The 16,914-nt window shown below is 60.2% G+C and carries 14 protein-coding genes; 6 read left to right on the forward strand and 8 right to left on the reverse strand.

The genetic code is table 11. From position 1 onward, the window contains the following. Window positions 1-60 precede the first annotated feature (60 nt). The 4 genes from fsa (at window position 61) to GS612_RS14525 (ending at window position 3,299) form a co-directional block, all read left to right on the forward strand. Window positions 61-714 carry a fructose-6-phosphate aldolase gene (gene fsa, locus GS612_RS14510; protein ID WP_152457215.1) on the forward strand — a complete coding sequence of 218 codons (654 nt, stop codon included), beginning with the start codon at window positions 61-63 and terminating at the stop codon, window positions 712-714. Window positions 715-910: 196 nt separating this feature from the next. Beyond that, on the forward strand, window positions 911-1,618 hold the full coding sequence (locus GS612_RS14515; protein ID WP_152457214.1) for a DUF484 family protein: 708 nt from the start codon (window positions 911-913) through the stop codon (window positions 1,616-1,618). Next, window positions 1,615-2,535, forward strand: a complete 921-nt coding sequence (locus tag GS612_RS14520) for a tyrosine-type recombinase/integrase (protein ID WP_171641271.1) — start codon at window positions 1,615-1,617, stop codon at window positions 2,533-2,535. The genes GS612_RS14515 and GS612_RS14520 overlap by 4 nt, the downstream gene beginning before the upstream one ends. 68 nt (window positions 2,536-2,603) lie before the next feature. Beyond that, window positions 2,604-3,299, forward strand: coding sequence for a phosphatidylcholine/phosphatidylserine synthase (locus GS612_RS14525; protein ID WP_152457212.1), 696 nt, complete (start codon window positions 2,604-2,606; stop codon window positions 3,297-3,299). A gap of 21 nt (window positions 3,300-3,320) precedes the next feature. On the opposite strand, the gene GS612_RS14530 is transcribed toward GS612_RS14525, so the two are convergent. Together GS612_RS14530 and GS612_RS14535 are read right to left on the reverse strand one after the other, a co-directional pair. Continuing rightward, window positions 3,321-3,788: a hypothetical protein gene (locus GS612_RS14530; protein ID WP_152457211.1), complete on the reverse strand. Its 468-nt coding sequence runs from the start codon at window positions 3,786-3,788 to the stop codon at window positions 3,321-3,323. 76 nt (window positions 3,789-3,864) lie between these two features. Beyond that, the gene (locus tag GS612_RS14535; RefSeq protein ID WP_171117470.1) at window positions 3,865-4,320 is read right to left on the reverse strand and encodes a methylated-DNA--[protein]-cysteine S-methyltransferase; all 456 of its coding nucleotides are present in this window, start codon (window positions 4,318-4,320) and stop codon (window positions 3,865-3,867) included. A 134-nt stretch (window positions 4,321-4,454) separates the two neighbouring features. Between GS612_RS14535 and GS612_RS14540 the strand changes: the two genes are divergently transcribed. Further along, window positions 4,455-6,413, forward strand: a complete 1,959-nt coding sequence (locus tag GS612_RS14540) for a hypothetical protein (RefSeq protein WP_171641272.1) — start codon at window positions 4,455-4,457, stop codon at window positions 6,411-6,413. Between the two features lie 41 nt (window positions 6,414-6,454). On the opposite strand, the gene ileS is transcribed toward GS612_RS14540, so the two are convergent. The 6 genes from ileS to GS612_RS14570 all read right to left on the reverse strand — a co-directional run bounded on the left by ileS (window position 6,455) and on the right by GS612_RS14570 (window position 16,039). Further along, on the reverse strand, window positions 6,455-9,367 hold the full coding sequence (gene ileS, locus GS612_RS14545) for an isoleucine--tRNA ligase (RefSeq protein WP_171641274.1): 2,913 nt from the start codon (window positions 9,365-9,367) through the stop codon (window positions 6,455-6,457). Between the two features lie 164 nt (window positions 9,368-9,531). Then, complete coding sequence (locus GS612_RS14550) at window positions 9,532-12,240, reverse strand: DUF2339 domain-containing protein (RefSeq protein ID WP_171641276.1); 2,709 nt, start codon at window positions 12,238-12,240, stop codon at window positions 9,532-9,534. Between the two features lie 178 nt (window positions 12,241-12,418). Next, on the reverse strand, window positions 12,419-13,129 hold the full coding sequence (locus GS612_RS14555) for a VIT1/CCC1 transporter family protein (RefSeq protein WP_171170878.1): 711 nt from the start codon (window positions 13,127-13,129) through the stop codon (window positions 12,419-12,421). Window positions 13,130-13,189: 60 nt separating this feature from the next. After that, window positions 13,190-14,179, reverse strand: coding sequence for a YcjF family protein (locus GS612_RS14560; RefSeq protein ID WP_171641278.1), 990 nt, complete (start codon window positions 14,177-14,179; stop codon window positions 13,190-13,192). Beyond that, the gene (locus GS612_RS14565; RefSeq protein WP_171641280.1) at window positions 14,172-14,627 is read right to left on the reverse strand and encodes a GNAT family N-acetyltransferase; all 456 of its coding nucleotides are present in this window, start codon (window positions 14,625-14,627) and stop codon (window positions 14,172-14,174) included. The genes GS612_RS14560 and GS612_RS14565 overlap by 8 nt, the downstream gene beginning before the upstream one ends. After that, window positions 14,624-16,039 (reverse strand): YcjX family protein, encoded by a 1,416-nt coding sequence (locus GS612_RS14570; RefSeq protein ID WP_171641282.1) that lies wholly within the window; start codon window positions 16,037-16,039, stop codon window positions 14,624-14,626. The genes GS612_RS14565 and GS612_RS14570 overlap by 4 nt, the downstream gene beginning before the upstream one ends. A gap of 107 nt (window positions 16,040-16,146) precedes the next feature. Here GS612_RS14570 and truA point away from each other — a divergent pair, with 107 nt between their 5' ends. Continuing rightward, on the forward strand, window positions 16,147-16,914 hold the full coding sequence (gene truA / locus GS612_RS14575) for a tRNA pseudouridine(38-40) synthase TruA (protein WP_171641284.1): 768 nt from the start codon (window positions 16,147-16,149) through the stop codon (window positions 16,912-16,914).

The raw sequence follows: 16,914 nt of genomic DNA on the forward strand, positions 1-16,914 counted from the left end.
GGGGTCTCTTTGAGGTAAAGCCATCCGCGACCAAGGCCAACCCATCAAAGGACTGCCCTCATGAAATTCTTCGTAGACACCGCCGAGATCGACGCCATCGCCGAACTGAACGATCTGGGCATGGTGGACGGCGTAACCACCAACCCTTCGCTGATCCTGAAGTCAGGTCGCGACATTCTGGAAGTGACCAAAGAGATATGTGATCTGGTCGATGGCCCGGTATCGGCCGAGGTTGTCGCCACCGAAGCTGACGACATGATCGCCGAAGGCCGCAAACTGGCCAAGATCGCGCCGAATATCGCCGTCAAAGTGCCGCTGACATGGGCCGGCCTGAAAACCTGCAAGACGCTCAGCGACGAAGGCCAGATGGTCAATGTGACACTCTGCTTCTCAACCAATCAGGCGATTCTGGCTGCAAAAGCGGGCGCGACATTCATCTCGCCTTTCATCGGACGGCTTGACGATATCAACCTCGACGGCATGGACCTGATCGCAGACATCCGTCAGGTCTATGACAACTACGGGTTCGAGACCGAAATCCTTGCAGCATCGATCCGGACCGTCAACCACGTGACCGACAGCGCCCGCATCGGGGCCGATGTGATCACCGCACCGCCTGCCGTGATCAAGAAACTGGCCGACCATCCGTTGACGGACAAAGGTCTGGAAACCTTCCTCGCGGACTGGGCCAAAACCGGTCAGAAGATCCTCTGATCCCAGACCCGACCGCGCGGTGCCGAAAGGCGCCGCGCCCGGCCCAACGGCCAAATGCCTGTTCTGTGATCAGGCATGGCGGGCGGGAGCCTCTTGCCACAGCATGCAAGGAAATCCACCCTTGCGTGCATTTTTTCCAAGGCAAATCCGGTCCGGCATGTTATAAGCGCGACAACAAAAAAAGACCGGACGGGACATGAGCAGCACCCCCAAACTCGAGGATAACCTCCGCGCGGCGATTCTGGCCGAGCCGGATGTCGTACTGGACGACAAAGACCTGATGCAGGCGCTTGTCGCTGCCAACGAGCAAGCGCGCGGCGACAACGTGATTGACCTGCGCGGCATTGCGATGCAACGGCTCGAGGCGCGACTGGATCGGCTGGAAGACACCCACCGTTCCGTCATCGCTGCGGCCTATGAAAACCTCGCGGGCACCAATCAGGTCCACCGCGCCATTCTGCGATTGTTGGAACCTGTCGAGTTCGAAGATTTCCTGCGCACGCTGGGCGCCGATGTGGCGGACATCCTGCGCGTCGACAGCGTTACGCTGGTTCTGGAAACAACCGTGGTTCAGAACGATCCCGCAATCGACACGTTGGGCGGGGTCCTGACGATTGCGGAACCCGGTTTCATCGACCGGTACCTGACCATTGATCGCGGCGGTCCTGCGCGGGATGTGATCTTGCGGGAAATCCATCAGCCGAGTCGGCGTATTTTCGGGTCACAGGCCGATCAGCTTCGTTCCGAGGCCTGCCTGAAGCTGGACCTCGGGGCCGGTCGCCTGCCTGGCATGATCGTCATGGCCGCCCGCGACCCGCGGCATTTCACACCGCAGCTGGGCACCGATCTTCTGGCCTTTTTTGCCGGCGTGTTCGAACGCTCGATGCGCCACTGGTTGTCGTGAGCCTGATCTCGCCTGCCTGCCGCGACGCGCTTCAGCATTGGCTGGACGGCCTGAGCGCACTGGCCGGACGATCCGAGAATACGCTAAACGCCTATCGTGGCGACGTCGTCGAGTTTCTGACGTTCATGACCCTGCATCACGCCGAACGGCATGGCCTGAAGGCGCTGGAACGGATCACAGTGTCGGATATGCGCGCCTGGATGGCGGATCAGCGCGGCGCGGACGTCAGCGCGCGGTCTTTGGCGCGCAAACTGTCGGCGGTCAAAAGCTTCTACCGTTGGCTGGCAGAGCGTGAGGGGTTCGAGCCCACCGCCGTTCTGTCCACCCGCGCGCCGAAATTCACCAAGAAACTGCCCCGGCCACTGGCCGAAGATGCAGCCCGCGCCATGATCGATACGGTGGAACTGCAATCCACATCCGACTGGGTCGCGGCGCGCGACGTCGCGGTTGTGACGCTGCTGTACGGATGCGGCCTGCGCATATCCGAGGCGCTGTCCCTGACCGGAGCGGACGTGCCTTTGCCCGCCACGCTGCGCATCGTCGGGAAAGGCGACAAAGAACGGGTCGTACCGGTTCTTCCTGCCGCCCGCGAAGCGGTCGATAGATACCTGAAGTTATGCCCCCATCCACAAGCACAGGACAAAGCCCTGTTTCGAGGCGTCCGTGGCGGGCCATTGAACCCACGTGCAATCCAAGGGGTTATGGCCAAGGCGCGTATGCAATTGGGGTTGCCCTCAACCGCAACACCCCACGCGATGCGGCACAGCTTTGCCACCCACCTGCTGTCAGCCGGAGGCGACCTGCGTGCCATCCAAGAGCTTCTTGGCCACGCCTCTTTGTCGACGACGCAGGCGTATACGGCAGTGGACACAGCGAGGTTAATGAAGGTCTACAACCGCGCGCATCCCAAAGCCTGACGTGCACATGACTCGAAAACCCGGGCTTTTGGTTTGCATCTCGGACGCGCATCGGTCATGACGCTCGCATGACACTCAGATTCAAAGCTCTTTCCGTTCATCTCTTTACTGCAACAGGCGCTGTTTTTGCCATGTTGGCCATGCTGGCCGCGGTCGAAGAGAAATGGAGCCTTATGTATCTTTGGCTTGTCGTGTCTTTCATTGTAGACGGTATAGATGGCCCGCTGGCGCGACATTATCACGTCAAGCACAACGCGCCCGAGTTCGACGGCGTTCTGCTGGATCTGATCATAGATTACCTGACCTATGTGTTCATTCCGGCTTTTGCCCTGTTCAAATCGGGGCTGATGGACGGCTGGACCGGATGGTTCGCGATCATCGTCATCACATTTGCCAGCGCGATGTATTTCGCGGATACACGCATGAAGACCAAGGACAATTCCTTTTCCGGTTTTCCCGGGTGCTGGAACATGTTCGTGATCGTGATCTTCGCACTGGAACCGAATTTCTGGATCATCCTGCTGCTGGTCACCCTGCTGTCGCTGGCCATGTTTCTGCCGCTGAAATTCGTTCATCCCGTGCGCACCGAGCGCTGGCGCAGCCTGACTTTGCCGATGGCGCTGGCATGGACGTTCTTCGCGGGTTGGGCCGCATGGGTCGATTTTCACCCCGAAAGCTGGGCCCATTGGGGGCTGGTCATCACCAGCCTGTACCTGACCTTCGCAGGCATCGCCCAACAGGTTGTTCCGCAGCGCCGCGCCTGACGCAGCGCTGCCCGTCCCGTTTTACAGAACGTCCTGCACCTCGAATTCGGTGCCGTTATGGGTAAAGACGTCGCCCTTTTGCAGACCTGCCATCGCCAGATATATGGGGCTTTGGGTTGAAATACCCATATAGGTTTTGCCATCCACTTCAAACCGCGTTGTTGAAACACACACAACAAATCTGCGGTTGTTGAACTTGATCACAGCTCCTGGCCTGACCGTGTCGGCAAGGCTGAAATCGGTATTTTCGATGACATCAATCTTTGCATGATGCGCATGGACCGGCGCATCAAAGGCAGCCGCCAGATCGGCGTTTTCCCGCGATGCGGCAATGTCATCCTTGTCGTGACCTTCCCGGTCGTCCAACTGGGCATCTTTCAAAAACGCATCGTAATGCGCCTGCGCCGTTGCAAGCTCTTGCGCTTCAAGCGACATCAACCGGTCGATAATGGCCTTCTTGCGGGCTGCACGGTCTTGTTCAGTGGTCATGCAATGCGGTCCTTCAAATTCAGCAACTGTTACAAGTTGTGTCTGCAAAAAGCGGATTGCAACCGAATTTCGACGCTCAGATCAAAAGACCTGCCGCCCGCTCATGCCGCAACAGGGCAACTTTCGTCTCAACACCACCGTCGCCCGAAAAACCGCCCAAGCCATTTGCGGCCAGTACCCGGTGGCAGGGAATGATCACGGGAATGGGGTTTGATCCGCAGGCTTGGCCAACCGGCTGGGCGGGCTGCCCCAATTCTTTGGCGATATCGCCATAGGTGCGCGTTTCTCCAAGCGGGATGGCATAGATCAGGTCACAGACCTGCTTTTGAAACTCTGATCCGTCAATGCGATACGGCAGATCGAAACGGTCAAGCCGCCCTTGATCATAGGCCCTCAACTGGGCGGCGGCTTCGCGCAGCAGCGCAGTCGGCTCACCCTCGTCCCTGCCGTTCCAGACAAGCCGTGTAAGGGCTCCGTCTGTTTCTTCAACACCAAGTCGTCCGAACTGAGTTTCAACGGAAATCATCGCCATGGACCGACGGTTTCAGATCAAAGCACCAAGCACAAGCGCGGGAATGTGCAAGACCACGCAAAACGTCATTTTTGGGCATTGGCGCCATTCGTGATACGCTCCTGCCGTTACTTAAAGAGATTTTGGAGAACGCAATGGGTCGACATTTGATCCTCACGGTACATGGAATCGGTGAACAAAAACCCGGCGAAACCGTCGATCAGGTCGTTGGCGCAGCAACAACCTGGCTGGATGGAAACCCCAGACCACCGATCGAAGTCGAACGCGGCATGATCGAACTGGCCGAATCCACCTTCGACGGAAATCCAAGAAATGCAGAGCTGTTCGAAGTCAATCTGCGCACGGTGACTGACCCGGCTGTTCCTCAGGACAAGGCCCTGTTTGCCGAAGTTTATTGGGCTGATCGCTCTCCGGCCCCGAAAGGAGCGATCAAAACCGTGCTGGACCTGATTTGGGTCGTTCTGGCGTTGGGATATCTGGCGATGGACAATGTCGAGCAAACCCACATCCGCAAAGGCGTTGCCTCGGACCAGCCCAATGGCAGGAATACACTTGCGGCACAGCTGGTACATCTTTTCACATGGATCTTCTTCGGTGCGGTTGCGACGCTGAACGTCTTTTTGTTGATTGGTGCCGCAGCGGTCATGACCGACCGGATACCTGTCTCGGTTTTCCAGAACCCTGCCCTGTTGTTCTGGCTTCTGTTCGGGCTGTACGCCGGCGGGGCCATTGTCGGGCTGGGGCAAAGCCGATCGGCGCCGACCTATCTCAGGCGGGTCTTCTGGCGTGGAATGCTCGCAATGGGAACAGCACTGACTCTGTGCCTGGTCATTGGGCCGCTGGGCCTGAAATTGTGGGTCTGCGTCCCTTCCGACACGGGAAATTGCCCGCCGGCCCTGGAGCAATTCGTGGCGTTTCAGGTTTTTCTGCTGTCCATTTTCTGGGCCACTCTTATCTTCCTGACACTCATTCTTTACGCGTTGTCCGCCTGGACGCTGCAGATCAATGACACACTTTCAGAGCACAGGCGGCTGTACCCCAGCATCTGTGCAGGCATGCTGGTTTTCTGGATGTTCTTCATTTCCGGCCTCTGGTTGACCATAGAGCAATTGCTGGAAACTGTTTCGGGCCTGTCCGACGGTCAGCTGCAACGTCTTTTTGAAAGCAATTTGAACGAGTCCATCGAAACTCTCAGCGTGGCCTTTGTGGCCATCGTTCTGTTGGGGTTCGTTGGCGTCGGGCTTTTTGCAGGTCGCAAAACGTACAAGGCCAACCTTCACACCCGCAGCGGTCTGATCAGCCGGGCGATTGTAAACCGGCTGGCGCAGTGGGTCTTTCTGTTTGGTACAATCGTGCTGGTTCTGGTCACGATCCGAGAGATCGCAGCCAACCAGAGTTTTGAGGCCGCATGCAACGTGGGCATAGGTGAAACCAACCCGATCTCTTGGGCTTTGGACAGGTTGGCCTGTTCGCAAGGCGAGATCGGCCTGATCGTTCTTGGCGCAACTGCGTTGATGTACCGGTTTTCTGATTTTGTTTCCGCCGGGCTGGGCGTTGCACGGGATATCGTTACCTACGCCATTCGTGACAAATGCTATCTGGGAAAAGATCTGGAAACGCGACAACGCAACTATCCGGATCGCAAGGCGATAGACGAACGTTTCTATCGCACGTTGTACTATGTTCTCGATATCTTTCCAGCGGATCATATTACGGTGATATCCCATTCGCAGGGCACCGTGATTGCCACGCAGATGCTTGCTGACCCACGCGTCCAGAGACGCATCGGCGGGCGGACCCTGACACTCATCACGATGGGCTCTCCGGTCACCCATATCTATCAGCGCTATTTTCCCGAGATGTTCACCATCACGGCCAGTCAGTTGAACGCCGCGTGGTTCAACATCTTCCGGCAGGACGATTTTGTCGGAACCGAGATCGAGGGTGGGCTCATTTTTGCAAATCGAAACATCCCGGTCGATCCTGGCGGGCACACCGGTTACTTTACGGACTATCAGGTTTGGAAAGCACTGTCAGATCCTGCCATTGGCTTTGATCTGTTCAATCCAACACCGCAATCTGTGCAGACATAGCCCAAAATGCCCCCCGACTGAATTCGGGGGGGCGCGTTGATTTATCCCAGCGCCTCATTGCAGCGCCCGCAGACGCCCGCATGGGTGTGGCGGCCCACATCAGGCAGGATTTTCCAGCAACGCTGACATTTCTCGCCTTCTGCTTTTTCGAATACGACGGCAACGCCTTCGATTTCCGGCACACGGAACGCCTCGGCCGGGGCGGGATCGCCGGTCACGGTCAGGCCCGAGGTGATGCACATGTCGTCCACGTCGAACGTGGCCAGCAGATCGCGGGTATCGCCATCCTCGACATGCACGATCGGTGCCGCCTCGAGGCTGGAGCCGATCACTTTGTCCTGACGCTGAACCTCCAGCGCGGCAGTCACGGCCCGGCGCACACGACGCACCTTGGCCATGTTGGCCTCAAGCTCGGCATCGCGCCAATCGGCGGGTGTGTCCGGAAAGTCCACCAGATGGACCGAACTGTCGTCGCCCGGGAACCGCTCCAGCCAGACCTCTTCCATGGTGAAGACCAGAACCGGGGCCAGCCAGGTGGTCAGACGGTGGAACAGGATATCCAGAACAGTGCGCGCGGCGCGGCGACGCAGGTTGTCGCCGTCGCAGTACAGCGCATCCTTGCGGACGTCGAAATAGAAAGAAGACAGGTCAACTGTCGCAAAGTTGAACACTGCGCTGAATACACCCTGGAAGTCGAACGCAGCATAGCCCTTGCGGACCTGCTCATCCAGCTCCGCCAGACGGCTCAGCACCCAGCGTTCCAGACGCGGCATATCCGCAGGGTCCACCCGGTCAGCTTCGGTGAAGTCCGCCAGCGAACCCAGCATGAACCGCATGGTATTACGCAGGCGACGATAGCTGTCGGCGGTGCCTTTCAGAATCTCCGGCCCGATCCGCTGATCGGCGGTGTAGTCGGTCTGCGCCACCCACAGGCGCAGGATATCGGCGCCGTATTGTTTGACGACCTCTTCCGGCACGATGGTGTTGCCCAGCGACTTGGACATCTTGTTGCCTTTGGCGTCCAGCGTGAAGCCATGGGTTACTACATTGCGGTAGGGCGCACGACCCTTGGTGCCACAGGCTTGCAGCATCGAGGAATGGAACCACCCGCGATGCTGGTCGGTGCCTTCCATGTAAACGTCGGCGATGCCGTCCTCGGTGCCGTCCTCGCGATCGCGCAGAACGAACGCGTGGGTGGAACCCGAGTCGAACCAAACATCCAGCACGTCAAAGACCTGTTCGTAGTCGTCCGGGTTGGCAATTCCGTCGAGGATCTTTTCCTTGAAACCGTCGGTGTACCAAACATCCGCACCGTCCTTCTCGAACGCCGCCTTGATGCGGGCGTTGAGTTCGGCGTTGCGCAGCAGGTAATCCGCGTCGGTGGGCAGAGCGCCCTTCTTGGTGAAGCAGGTCAGCGGCACACCCCATGCACGCTGGCGCGACAGAACCCAATCCGGGCGCGCTTCGATCATCGAATACAGGCGGTTGCGGCCGGACTGCGGCGTCCACTTCACCAGCTCGTCAATCGACCGCAGGGCACGTTCGCGGATGGTGTCGCCCATCTCGCCCATACCGTCATCCAGTTTGCGGTCGACGGATGCGAACCACTGCGGCGTGTTGCGATAGATGATCGGCGCCTTCGAGCGCCACGAATGCGGATAGCTGTGCTTGATCTTGCCGCGCGCCAGCAGCCCGCCGACCTCGGCCAGCTTGTCGATGACGGCCTTGTTTGCGTCACCCTCGCCGCCCTTGCGGGACAGGATGTATTTGCCGCCAAAGAACGGCAGATCGGCTCGGAACGAGCCATCGTCCATCACGTTATAGGTGATGACCTGTTCCAGCATGCCCAGATCACGGTACAGCTCGAATTCCTCCATCCCGTGCGAGGGCGCGCAGTGGACGAAACCGGTGCCTTCGGTATCGGTCACGAAGTCAGCGGCGCGGAAATCGCGGATGTCGTCCCATTCGCCATTGCTGCCTTCGGCCCCGGCCAACGGGTGAAGCAGCTGAGCGCTCTCCAATTCGTCGGCGGTCACGTCGCGTACACGGGTCCACTGATCGTCGTTCAGACGGGCACGGCCCAATACATCGGCGGCCAGGTTGTCGGCCAACAGGAACTTGTCGCCTAACTTGGCCCAGCATTCTTCCGGCGCGCCGGTGACTTCGTAGAGTCCATAGGAGATGTCTTTACCGTACACGACGGCCTTGTTCGACGGCATGGTCCACGGCGTCGTCGTCCAGATCACCACATAGGCATCATCAAGATCGCCCGCATTCACGACTTTGAACTTCACCCAGATGGTGAAGCTTTCCTTGTCGTGATACTCGACCTCGGCCTCGGCCAGGGCCGTCTTTTCGATGGGCGACCACATGACAGGCTTCGAGCCCTGATAGAGCGTGCCGTTCATCAGGAACTTCATGAATTCGTCCGCAATCACCGCCTCGGCGTGATAATCCATGGTGATGTAGGGATCGGCCCAATTTCCGGTGATGCCCAGACGCTTGAACTCTTCGCGCTGGATGTCGATCCAGCCCTCGGCGAACTTGCGGCATTCCTGACGGAAGTCGACGATGTTCACCTCGTCCTTGTTCTTGCCCTTCTTGCGGTACTGTTCCTCGATCTTCCATTCGATCGGCAGACCGTGGCAGTCCCAACCGGGCACATAACGCGCGTCATGACCCATCATCTGATGGGACCGCACGATCATGTCCTTGATGGTCTTGTTCAGCGCGTGGCCGATATGCAGATGGCCGTTCGCGTACGGGGGGCCGTCGTGCAGGGTGAAGGGCGTGCGGCCCTCTTTCTCGCGCAGGCGGTCATAGACGCCGATGGTCTCCCACCGTTCCAGCCATGCGGGTTCGCGCTTGGGCAGGCCGGCGCGCATGGGGAAATCGGTTTTGGGCAGGTTCAGCGTGTCTTTGTAATCAGGTGTCTGGATCGTGTCGGCGCACATTTGGGGCGTCCTTTGGATGATCTGGTCGTCTATTGGATCGAAGCGGTCGGTGCGAAGTCTCAAACACCTTTGCCCGGCGTCTCAGGAGGTCAGAGCGCCGGGGATATAATTCGAATAATGATGGCCATCCGGTCATGCATGGCGCGCTTATATGACGCCTGCACCTAATGGTCCAGAGGTTCTGCCCGCTGCGGCGAATGGCGCAGTTTTGCCCACCGGTTCAGCCACGCAAGACCGGCCAGCGCAAGGCCCAGCGCCAACAGTGAAAACACCCGGATCAGGCCGCCCAGACCGGCGATGTCGATCAGGAAGACCTTGGCCACCGCCAGCCCGATCACCGCCAACCCTGCCTTGCGCATCAGGTCGGATCGGCGGGCAAGAGATTGATAGAACAGAGCGGCCCCGATCAGCAGCAGCACCAAAGTGTAGGTATACAGTTCCGGCTGGGTGACGCCGTTGCCTTCATACATACCCGCCGCGCCCTGCCAGACGTGACGGATCGTCAAACCCAACCAAACTGCCGCCAACGTCCCTGCAACGGCAAAGCTTGCTTGCATGATCGGTTTCGGCATTTCCCGGATCCTCCAGGCCGAACCGCCGATGGCCAATGCGGGCAACAGATAGGCAACGGCCAGCGTATTCAAAACCGGCGGCCCAAGCACCGGATCCGCATTCGGATCAAACAAGGGGTTCTGGTCCGCCAATGCCAGCAACAGATAGAAAAGGCCATGACCCGCAAAGAACAGAGCAAGCAGGTATCGCAGGTAGTTCAGTTTGCCACCCAACCCGAACCTCTGTACCTGCGCGAACGCAAGCAAAAGCCAGATGACGGCCAACAGACCCAGGCCCCAATGGCTGTTGTCAGCGCCGCCCTCGCCAAAGCCTTCGAGCCAACGCAGCAGCAGCAAGGAAAGCAGGATACCCGCTGTCGCCCAGGCCGCACTTTCCAGCAGCAGCGCCGCCAGAGGGCGCTTCAACGGACGCAAAAGCCACCAGCCCACGACAAATCCCAATGTGGCCACGCCATAGACCATCGCCATCTCGGACACCGGAGCGGAATTGGCCCAGTCCAGCCCTGGATCAAGCACCAAACGCACCGTGACGGTAAAGACACCGGCCCAGATGAACCAGCTCATCGGCGGCAGGATGAACCTGCGGTCCAACGCGGCCGCAACAACAACGCTGGCGACCAAAGCAACCGTAAGCGCCGCCGAGCTGAGCACGATGACGCAGGCAAAGACCAGACACGACAGCATGGACAGGGTGGCCAGTGCCGCCCGTATCCGGTCATCGCCGTCAACGCGGGCAAAGCGTTCAGCCAGAACCACCATCAACACAGCCAGCACAATCGCGTGGAGCGCCCAAGGATAAGCCCCGATTACCGAAGCCGGATGCCAGCCTGTTTCCAGCGCGATGGCCAACATGGGTGCAAAAAGCGCGGCTCCTCCGGCCCAGACGGCGCGATACTGGCTCGCCTTGAATGACCGCCACGCCATCAGAGCCGACATCAAACCTCCCAAAGCGACCAGAACAGTCACCACCATCGGATAGTCGGCCTCGGGCGTTTCCGCGTAAGTGCCCGCAAACCTGTCCAGAACCGCGCCATTCTCAAGCCCGTGAGAGGCGACAAAGACCACCAAACCAGCCGCAGGCAGGACGGTCAGGTCCCGAAGGGCCGGTGCATCCTTGGCCCAGAGGAGCAGAGCCAGAACAAGGGCAAACAACAGGCACACGCCCAACCAGAATTCGGGTTCCGTGTCCGCCCAATGCCAGGACAGGATCACCGTACTTGCCGCGATGGCCCCGGCGGCCAGTCGAGTTGGGAATTCCGGCCAGGGGCGGGCCTTTGGGCGGCGGATCATCTCAGTCAGCATGGGGCCCGCGTGATTTGGCCAAATGCGCCGCACCGGAATGGCGGTTGCCAAAAGCGCCAGCACCGTTGCCGCGATCAGGTATCCCGATTCCGTACTCGGCGCGCCCATCACCAGAAGCAGGTTCGCCGCATAGGCCCCGAACAGTGTCAGGACCGAGATCCATGCCCAGCGCCGTACCGTGTCGATACCCAGACCCAAGACGGCAACCAGCAGGAAATACGCGTAAAGCCACGACGGATCATCGGACGTGCCCCCGACCAGGAAAGGCGCCGCGAAGGCACCGATCAGACCGACCGCAGCCAGCAGCGGACCGTGGAACCACCCCAGAACGAGGCCCACCAGCGCGACAACGACCATCCCTGCCAGTGCCGTTTCGGCACCGATCAGGTTGTACAGCTGGCGCGCGGACAGGATGGCCCCGAACAAAGTGACAAGCCCGGCACCGGAAAAGACCGAGGGCAGATAGGCGGTTGCCACCGCTTCGTCATCACCGAACTTGCGGCGCAGGACTTCTCCTCCGATGATCAGAACCGTGCCGAAACCCAGGGCTGCGACGACACGGGCCGCCGGCGGCAGCAAACCGTTTTCGACGCCGTATTGCACGAGGAAAATACCGGCCAGCGCCAGAGACAGGGCCGAAACCACATAAAACCAGTTCTCGCGCAGCCACGCGCCCAAAGCCGTAAACCTTTCATGGCGAAACACGACAGCCGGAGAAGAAACCTCTGCATCCTGAGCGTCGGCACTGTTGTCTTCCTGCCGTTTTGGAGCCGACCAAGGTGCCGGCCTGCGCGGCTTCTCTTCGGCAGCAGGTTGCGGTGCAGGCGTTTCCTGTTCCGGTTGCGGCAGGACGGTCGCATCGCCTGAGGCCAATGCGTCGATTTGCGCTTCCAGCTGCTCTACCCGGCGACGCAATCGGGAATGCCCGACCAAAAGAGCGATCAATGTCACAGGGATGGCCAGAACTATCAGGCCAACAAGAACAAGCAGCGATTCCAACCGAGTCTCCGATCCTTTTGGAAGTCAGGCTATCTTGAGCCGTCCGAAAGTGACAGTCAGGAAAGCTGTGATCCGATCTAAAGCACCGAATTCGCCGGGCGGGCGATCGTCGGCCTGAAAAGATCCGGGTTCTGCGGTAAGACCTACCGCAAAAACCGTCATCCCAGCGCCGCAAAATTCATGGGTGGAACAGGGACCCGACGAGATACGCGATCAGCGCGGCCAGCCCGCCGATTAAAAACGTCTCGATCCCCGACCGCCACCAGGGGGCCAGTGACCACCGGCTTTTGAGCGCGCCAATCGCAAAAAAGACAGCCATGGTCATCCAGGCCGAGATCGCAAACGCGTTCGGCACGGACGCCAGGAACGGCAGCAATGGGATCATCCCCGCCACCAGAAACGCAAAGAAGGTGGCCAATGCGGCTTTCATCGGATGCGGGTCGACACTGCCCAGACCATATTCACCTTCGATCATCAGGTTGATCCAGTTTTCGTTGCTCGAGGTGATCTCTGCCGTGGCATCGATCAGAATGTCGCCAGACAGCCCTTTTTGCGCAAGGATCTCTCGCACTTCTTCGCGCTCACCATCCGGGTACAACGCAATGTGGCGTTCCTCGACCGCGCGGATGCGGCGAATGTTGTCCAGTTCGGCCTTGGTGCCCGAATAATTGCCCGCAGCCATCGAAAACCCGTCAGCCAGAACATTCGCCAGGCCAAGCGCCACGATAACGAAAGGGGAAAGACCTGCCCCTGCAACGCCTGCCACAATGGCAAATGTGGTGACGGACCCGTCGATGCCGCCATAGACGACATCGCGCAATACGCCGCGTCCGGGCGGCGCGTTGATCCGTTCGGCGATTTCCTGCGGGCTGTGACCGTGATCCGTCATGGCTGGCTCCTTTGACACATTCAGTGTGCCGAAGCGCAGGCCGGGACGCCTTGCTTTGGATCAACCCTTGGAAAACAGGCCCTGCAAGGCGCGCTTGATGATGCCCCGCGTCGAAGGTTTGTGCCTGTCCGAGAACGGCAACGGGCGGCACACCTCCATCGCGGCCACACCCACACGAGCGCTGAGGGCCCCGTTGACCAGACCCTCGCCGAACCGGCGTGACAGTTTGCTCAGAACGGAACCGCCCAGGACAGGCTCCAGCAGATCATCGCCGACTGCAACCGCCCCTGTCGCCACCAGATGCACAAATACACTGCGGGTCAGACGCCAGCCGCCCAGCGTACCCGCGCGCCCGCCATAGATTTCCGCAACCCGGCGGATCATCCGCAATGACGCGGCCAGCGCGGTTATCACATCCGCAAGCGCCAATGGCACCAATGCGGTCACGGTTGCAACTTGCCGGGCCGCGGCCTCGACCTCGCGGCTGGCGGCTTCGTCCAGAGGCGCCAACAGCTCAACTTCAGCAAGCTCCAGCAGAGCCGACGCGTCGAACTGATCCGCCATCCGCTCGGTCAATCGTTCGCGGCCCCAGCGCGTGTCTTCCCGGCCCTTGTAGAATGCGATGATACGATTGGTGACTGCGCGGGCCTGAGCCAGATCGTCCTCTACCAACGCGGTATCTGCGGCCCGGCGCAGGCCATCCACACGGGACAATCGCCCCAATGCGGCCAGTTCACGGATTGCGATCATAAGCGCCACAAGAACCAGCGCGGCGATCAATCCGGTTACGATCCAACCCAAAACAGGTGTTCGCGCCACCAGCGAAGTTGCAAAATCCCACGCGGCCACCGATACGGCCGCCCCGATCACCGCCAGAGCAAGCCCCCAGAACCAGCGTGCCAGAGCCGATGGTTTGCGCGCCGCCAGCCGCGCCGCGCTTTGCATCGCCTGCCCTTGTGGTTGCGCGATGTCCGGCACCGGCGGGGCCTTGGCGACATCGGCAGGGGGCTCATCCGTTTCAAGATCGATCAAAACCGGGCCTTTAGCCATCGATCACATCCTCGCTGCGCCAGACAAACCGTATGTCCGGCAGGTTTTCGTCGTTGTCCGCCCCATCGCTGCGGGCCACCTCGGCAAAGCCGTTACGTTCATAAAACCGGCAGGCTCGGGCATTGTTCTGAAACGCGTACAAGCTCAGCTCTGAGCGGGCCGATTTGGCGTGATCCAGCAATTGCCGACCAATCCCGCAGCCCCGAACCGAAGCATCCAGATAAAGCGAATGGATTTCATGACCGTCGAGCGCCAAAAAGCCAACAACGCCGGCCTCAGTTTCGGCCACGGTCACCCATTCCAGATCAATCATTCGACCACAGAAAGCGATCGTCTCGGCGCAGCTGTGCAATTCAGGCATCCAGTCGTTTTCCAAGGCGAAACCGTGCAGGATCGACCCGATGGTGCCCGCATCCGTCGAGCGCGCGCGGCGCAGAATTATCGTCACAACCGATCTCCGATCAAGAACTGTGCCGCTCTGTCCAGCCGGATATGCGGCGGGCCATCACCGGGTTTCAGCGACAGCTTCGCCGGGGCAAAGGCCATGAAGCCGTAATCTTCGCCCAACCACGCATCAGCCCCGTTTCGGGCCGGACCCAACAGATGCGCTGGATCCTCGGGCAATTCTCCCGGGTAGAAGGCGGCCTGTTTGCCGTTCTCCAACAGGGTACCCCGAACGCATGGCAAGTCTGTCCCGTCGTGGTGGCGCAGTTCTTCGGTCGTGGCACGCAGCGAAGCCAGAGACAGGGCCTCGGTCCGGGCTCCGGCGAAATTCGCCCGATCACGCGCCTCGCGCGTCAACGCCTCGATAATCGCAGTCAGGCGGGGGTGCTGCATGTGGTGCAGGTGGTCCGCTTTTGTCGCCGCAAAAAGTATGCGTTCAACCCTTTTGCCCAGCAGCAATTGGCTGAGCCACGCGTTTCGGCCGGGGCGAAAGGCCGACAGGATATCAGCCATGGCGCGGCGCATATCCTCGACCGCCTGAGGACCTTTGTGAATAGCGCCCAGCGCATCGACCAAAACCACCTGCCGGTCGATGCGCGAGAAATGATCGCGAAAAAACGGTTTCACGACCTGGGCTTTATAGGCCTCGTATCGCCGTTCCATCTCGCGTTGAAGCGTTCTGCGCCGCGACGGGCCAGACACCACCAACGGCGCAAAGGTCAGAACCGGAGATCCGGCCAAGTCCCCCGGCAGCAGGAACCGCCCGGGGGTACAGTCGTAATACCCCGCGTCACGCGCCTGATTGAGATAGGTCGTGAACGACGATGCCAGCGCCTGCGCGGTCGGCTCGTCATGCGCGCCGGACGGGTCTGCGGCATGGGCCTGCCCCAAATACTCGGCGGCCTCCGAGCGGGCCTCGATACGTTCCAGTGTTTCCCGAGACCAGTCTGCATAAGACCTGTCCAGCAGGGCCAGATCCAAAAGCCATTCGCCGGGGTAATCGACGATGTCCAGATGAACGGTGCGCGGCCCCTGCAAGCCGGCAAGCAAGCCGGCTGGGCGGGCTTTGAAGGACAGGCGCAGCTCTGACACCGCGCGCGTGCTGTCCGGCCAGTGCGGTGTCGGACCCGTTAGGGCGGACAGGTGCGTTTCATAATCGAACCGGGGCACGGTGTCATCCGGCTGCGGTTGCAGATAGGCGGCATTGATCCGACCTTCCTGCTGCGCAACCAGCCCGGTCATGCGCCCCCGATCCAGCAGGTTCGCCACCAGCGAGGTGATGAAAACCGTCTTGCCCGACCGCGCCAACCCGGTGACACCCAGGCGGATGACAGGCTCAAAAAACGTCTCGGATACGCTGTCGCCGATGGTTTCGACGCCGCGCACAAGACTGTCTGCCAGTGATGAGATGACCAATCCGTCGCCCCGCAATTATCGTTTCACCCAAGATAGGTAGCGGGTACCGCACATACCAGCGCTTTCGCCCCCTTGCCCGTTCCCGCGCCGCGCTGTACCAGCGGCACATGCCCAGATACGCGTTGAAAGTCGAATACCAGGGGGAACCCTTTGCCGGATGGCAGCGGCAAAAGGATCAGCCGTCGGTACAAGGTGCCATCGAAGAAGCCCTCTCCCGTATCCAGCCGGGTGCGCATACGATTGCGGCCGCAGGGCGCACCGACGCCGGCGTTCACGCGTTGGGTCAGGTCGCCCATTGCGACATGGCCAAGGACTGGGACCCGTTCCGCCTGTCCGAGGCGCTGAACTATCACCTCAAACCGCAGCCGGTGGCGATCGTGGACGCCGCGCGCGTGACCGACGATTGGCACGCGCGGTTTTCGGCGGTCGAACGGCAATACCTGTTCCGCATCCTGATGCGACGCGCGCCTGCAACCCATGACAAAGGGCAGGTTTGGCAGATCAATCATCCGCTGGATGTCGAGGCCATGCAGGAAGGGGCGAACATGCTGCTGGGTCGCCATGATTTCACGACCTTCAGGTCGTCGATTTGCCAGGCGGCCAGCCCGGTCAAAACTCTGGATGAGTTGCGGGTTGAACAGGTTCAGGGCTTTTCCGGCCCCGAGGTTCATTTCCACGTAAGGGCTCGGTCATTCCTGCACAATCAGGTGCGCAGTTTCGTCGGAACGCTGGAACGTGTGGGCGCCGGAGCGTGGACCCCGGAAGAGGTGCGCGAGGCGCTGGAAGCTGCCGACCGTGCGGCCTGCGGGCCAGTATGCCCGCCGCAGGGGCTGTATCTGGCGCGGGTCGGGTATCCGGAACCGGTTTTCGACTGA

The organism is Ruegeria sp. HKCCD6157 (assembly GCF_013110685.1).
Classification (GTDB): domain Bacteria; phylum Pseudomonadota; class Alphaproteobacteria; order Rhodobacterales; family Rhodobacteraceae; genus Ruegeria.

Bases quoted from the DNA above. Each gene is read 5' to 3' on its own strand.
- fsa (WP_152457215.1), top strand. From the start codon at position 61: ATGAAATTCTTCGTAGACACCGCCGAGATCGACGCCATCGCCGAACTG.
- GS612_RS14515 (WP_152457214.1), top strand. From the start codon at position 911: ATGAGCAGCACCCCCAAACTCGAGGATAACCTCCGCGCGGCGATTCTG.
- GS612_RS14525 (WP_152457212.1), top strand. From the start codon at position 2,604: ATGACACTCAGATTCAAAGCTCTTTCCGTTCATCTCTTTACTGCAACA.
- GS612_RS14530 (WP_152457211.1), bottom strand. From the start codon at position 3,788: ATGACCACTGAACAAGACCGTGCAGCCCGCAAGAAGGCCATTATCGAC.
- GS612_RS14535 (WP_171117470.1), bottom strand. From the start codon at position 4,320: ATGGCGATGATTTCCGTTGAAACTCAGTTCGGACGACTTGGTGTTGAA.
- GS612_RS14540 (WP_171641272.1), top strand. From the start codon at position 4,455: ATGGGTCGACATTTGATCCTCACGGTACATGGAATCGGTGAACAAAAA.
- ileS (WP_171641274.1), bottom strand. From the start codon at position 9,367: ATGTGCGCCGACACGATCCAGACACCTGATTACAAAGACACGCTGAAC.
- GS612_RS14555 (WP_171170878.1), bottom strand. From the start codon at position 13,129: ATGACGGATCACGGTCACAGCCCGCAGGAAATCGCCGAACGGATCAAC.
- GS612_RS14560 (WP_171641278.1), bottom strand. From the start codon at position 14,179: ATGGCTAAAGGCCCGGTTTTGATCGATCTTGAAACGGATGAGCCCCCT.
- truA (WP_171641284.1), top strand. From the start codon at position 16,147: ATGCCCAGATACGCGTTGAAAGTCGAATACCAGGGGGAACCCTTTGCC.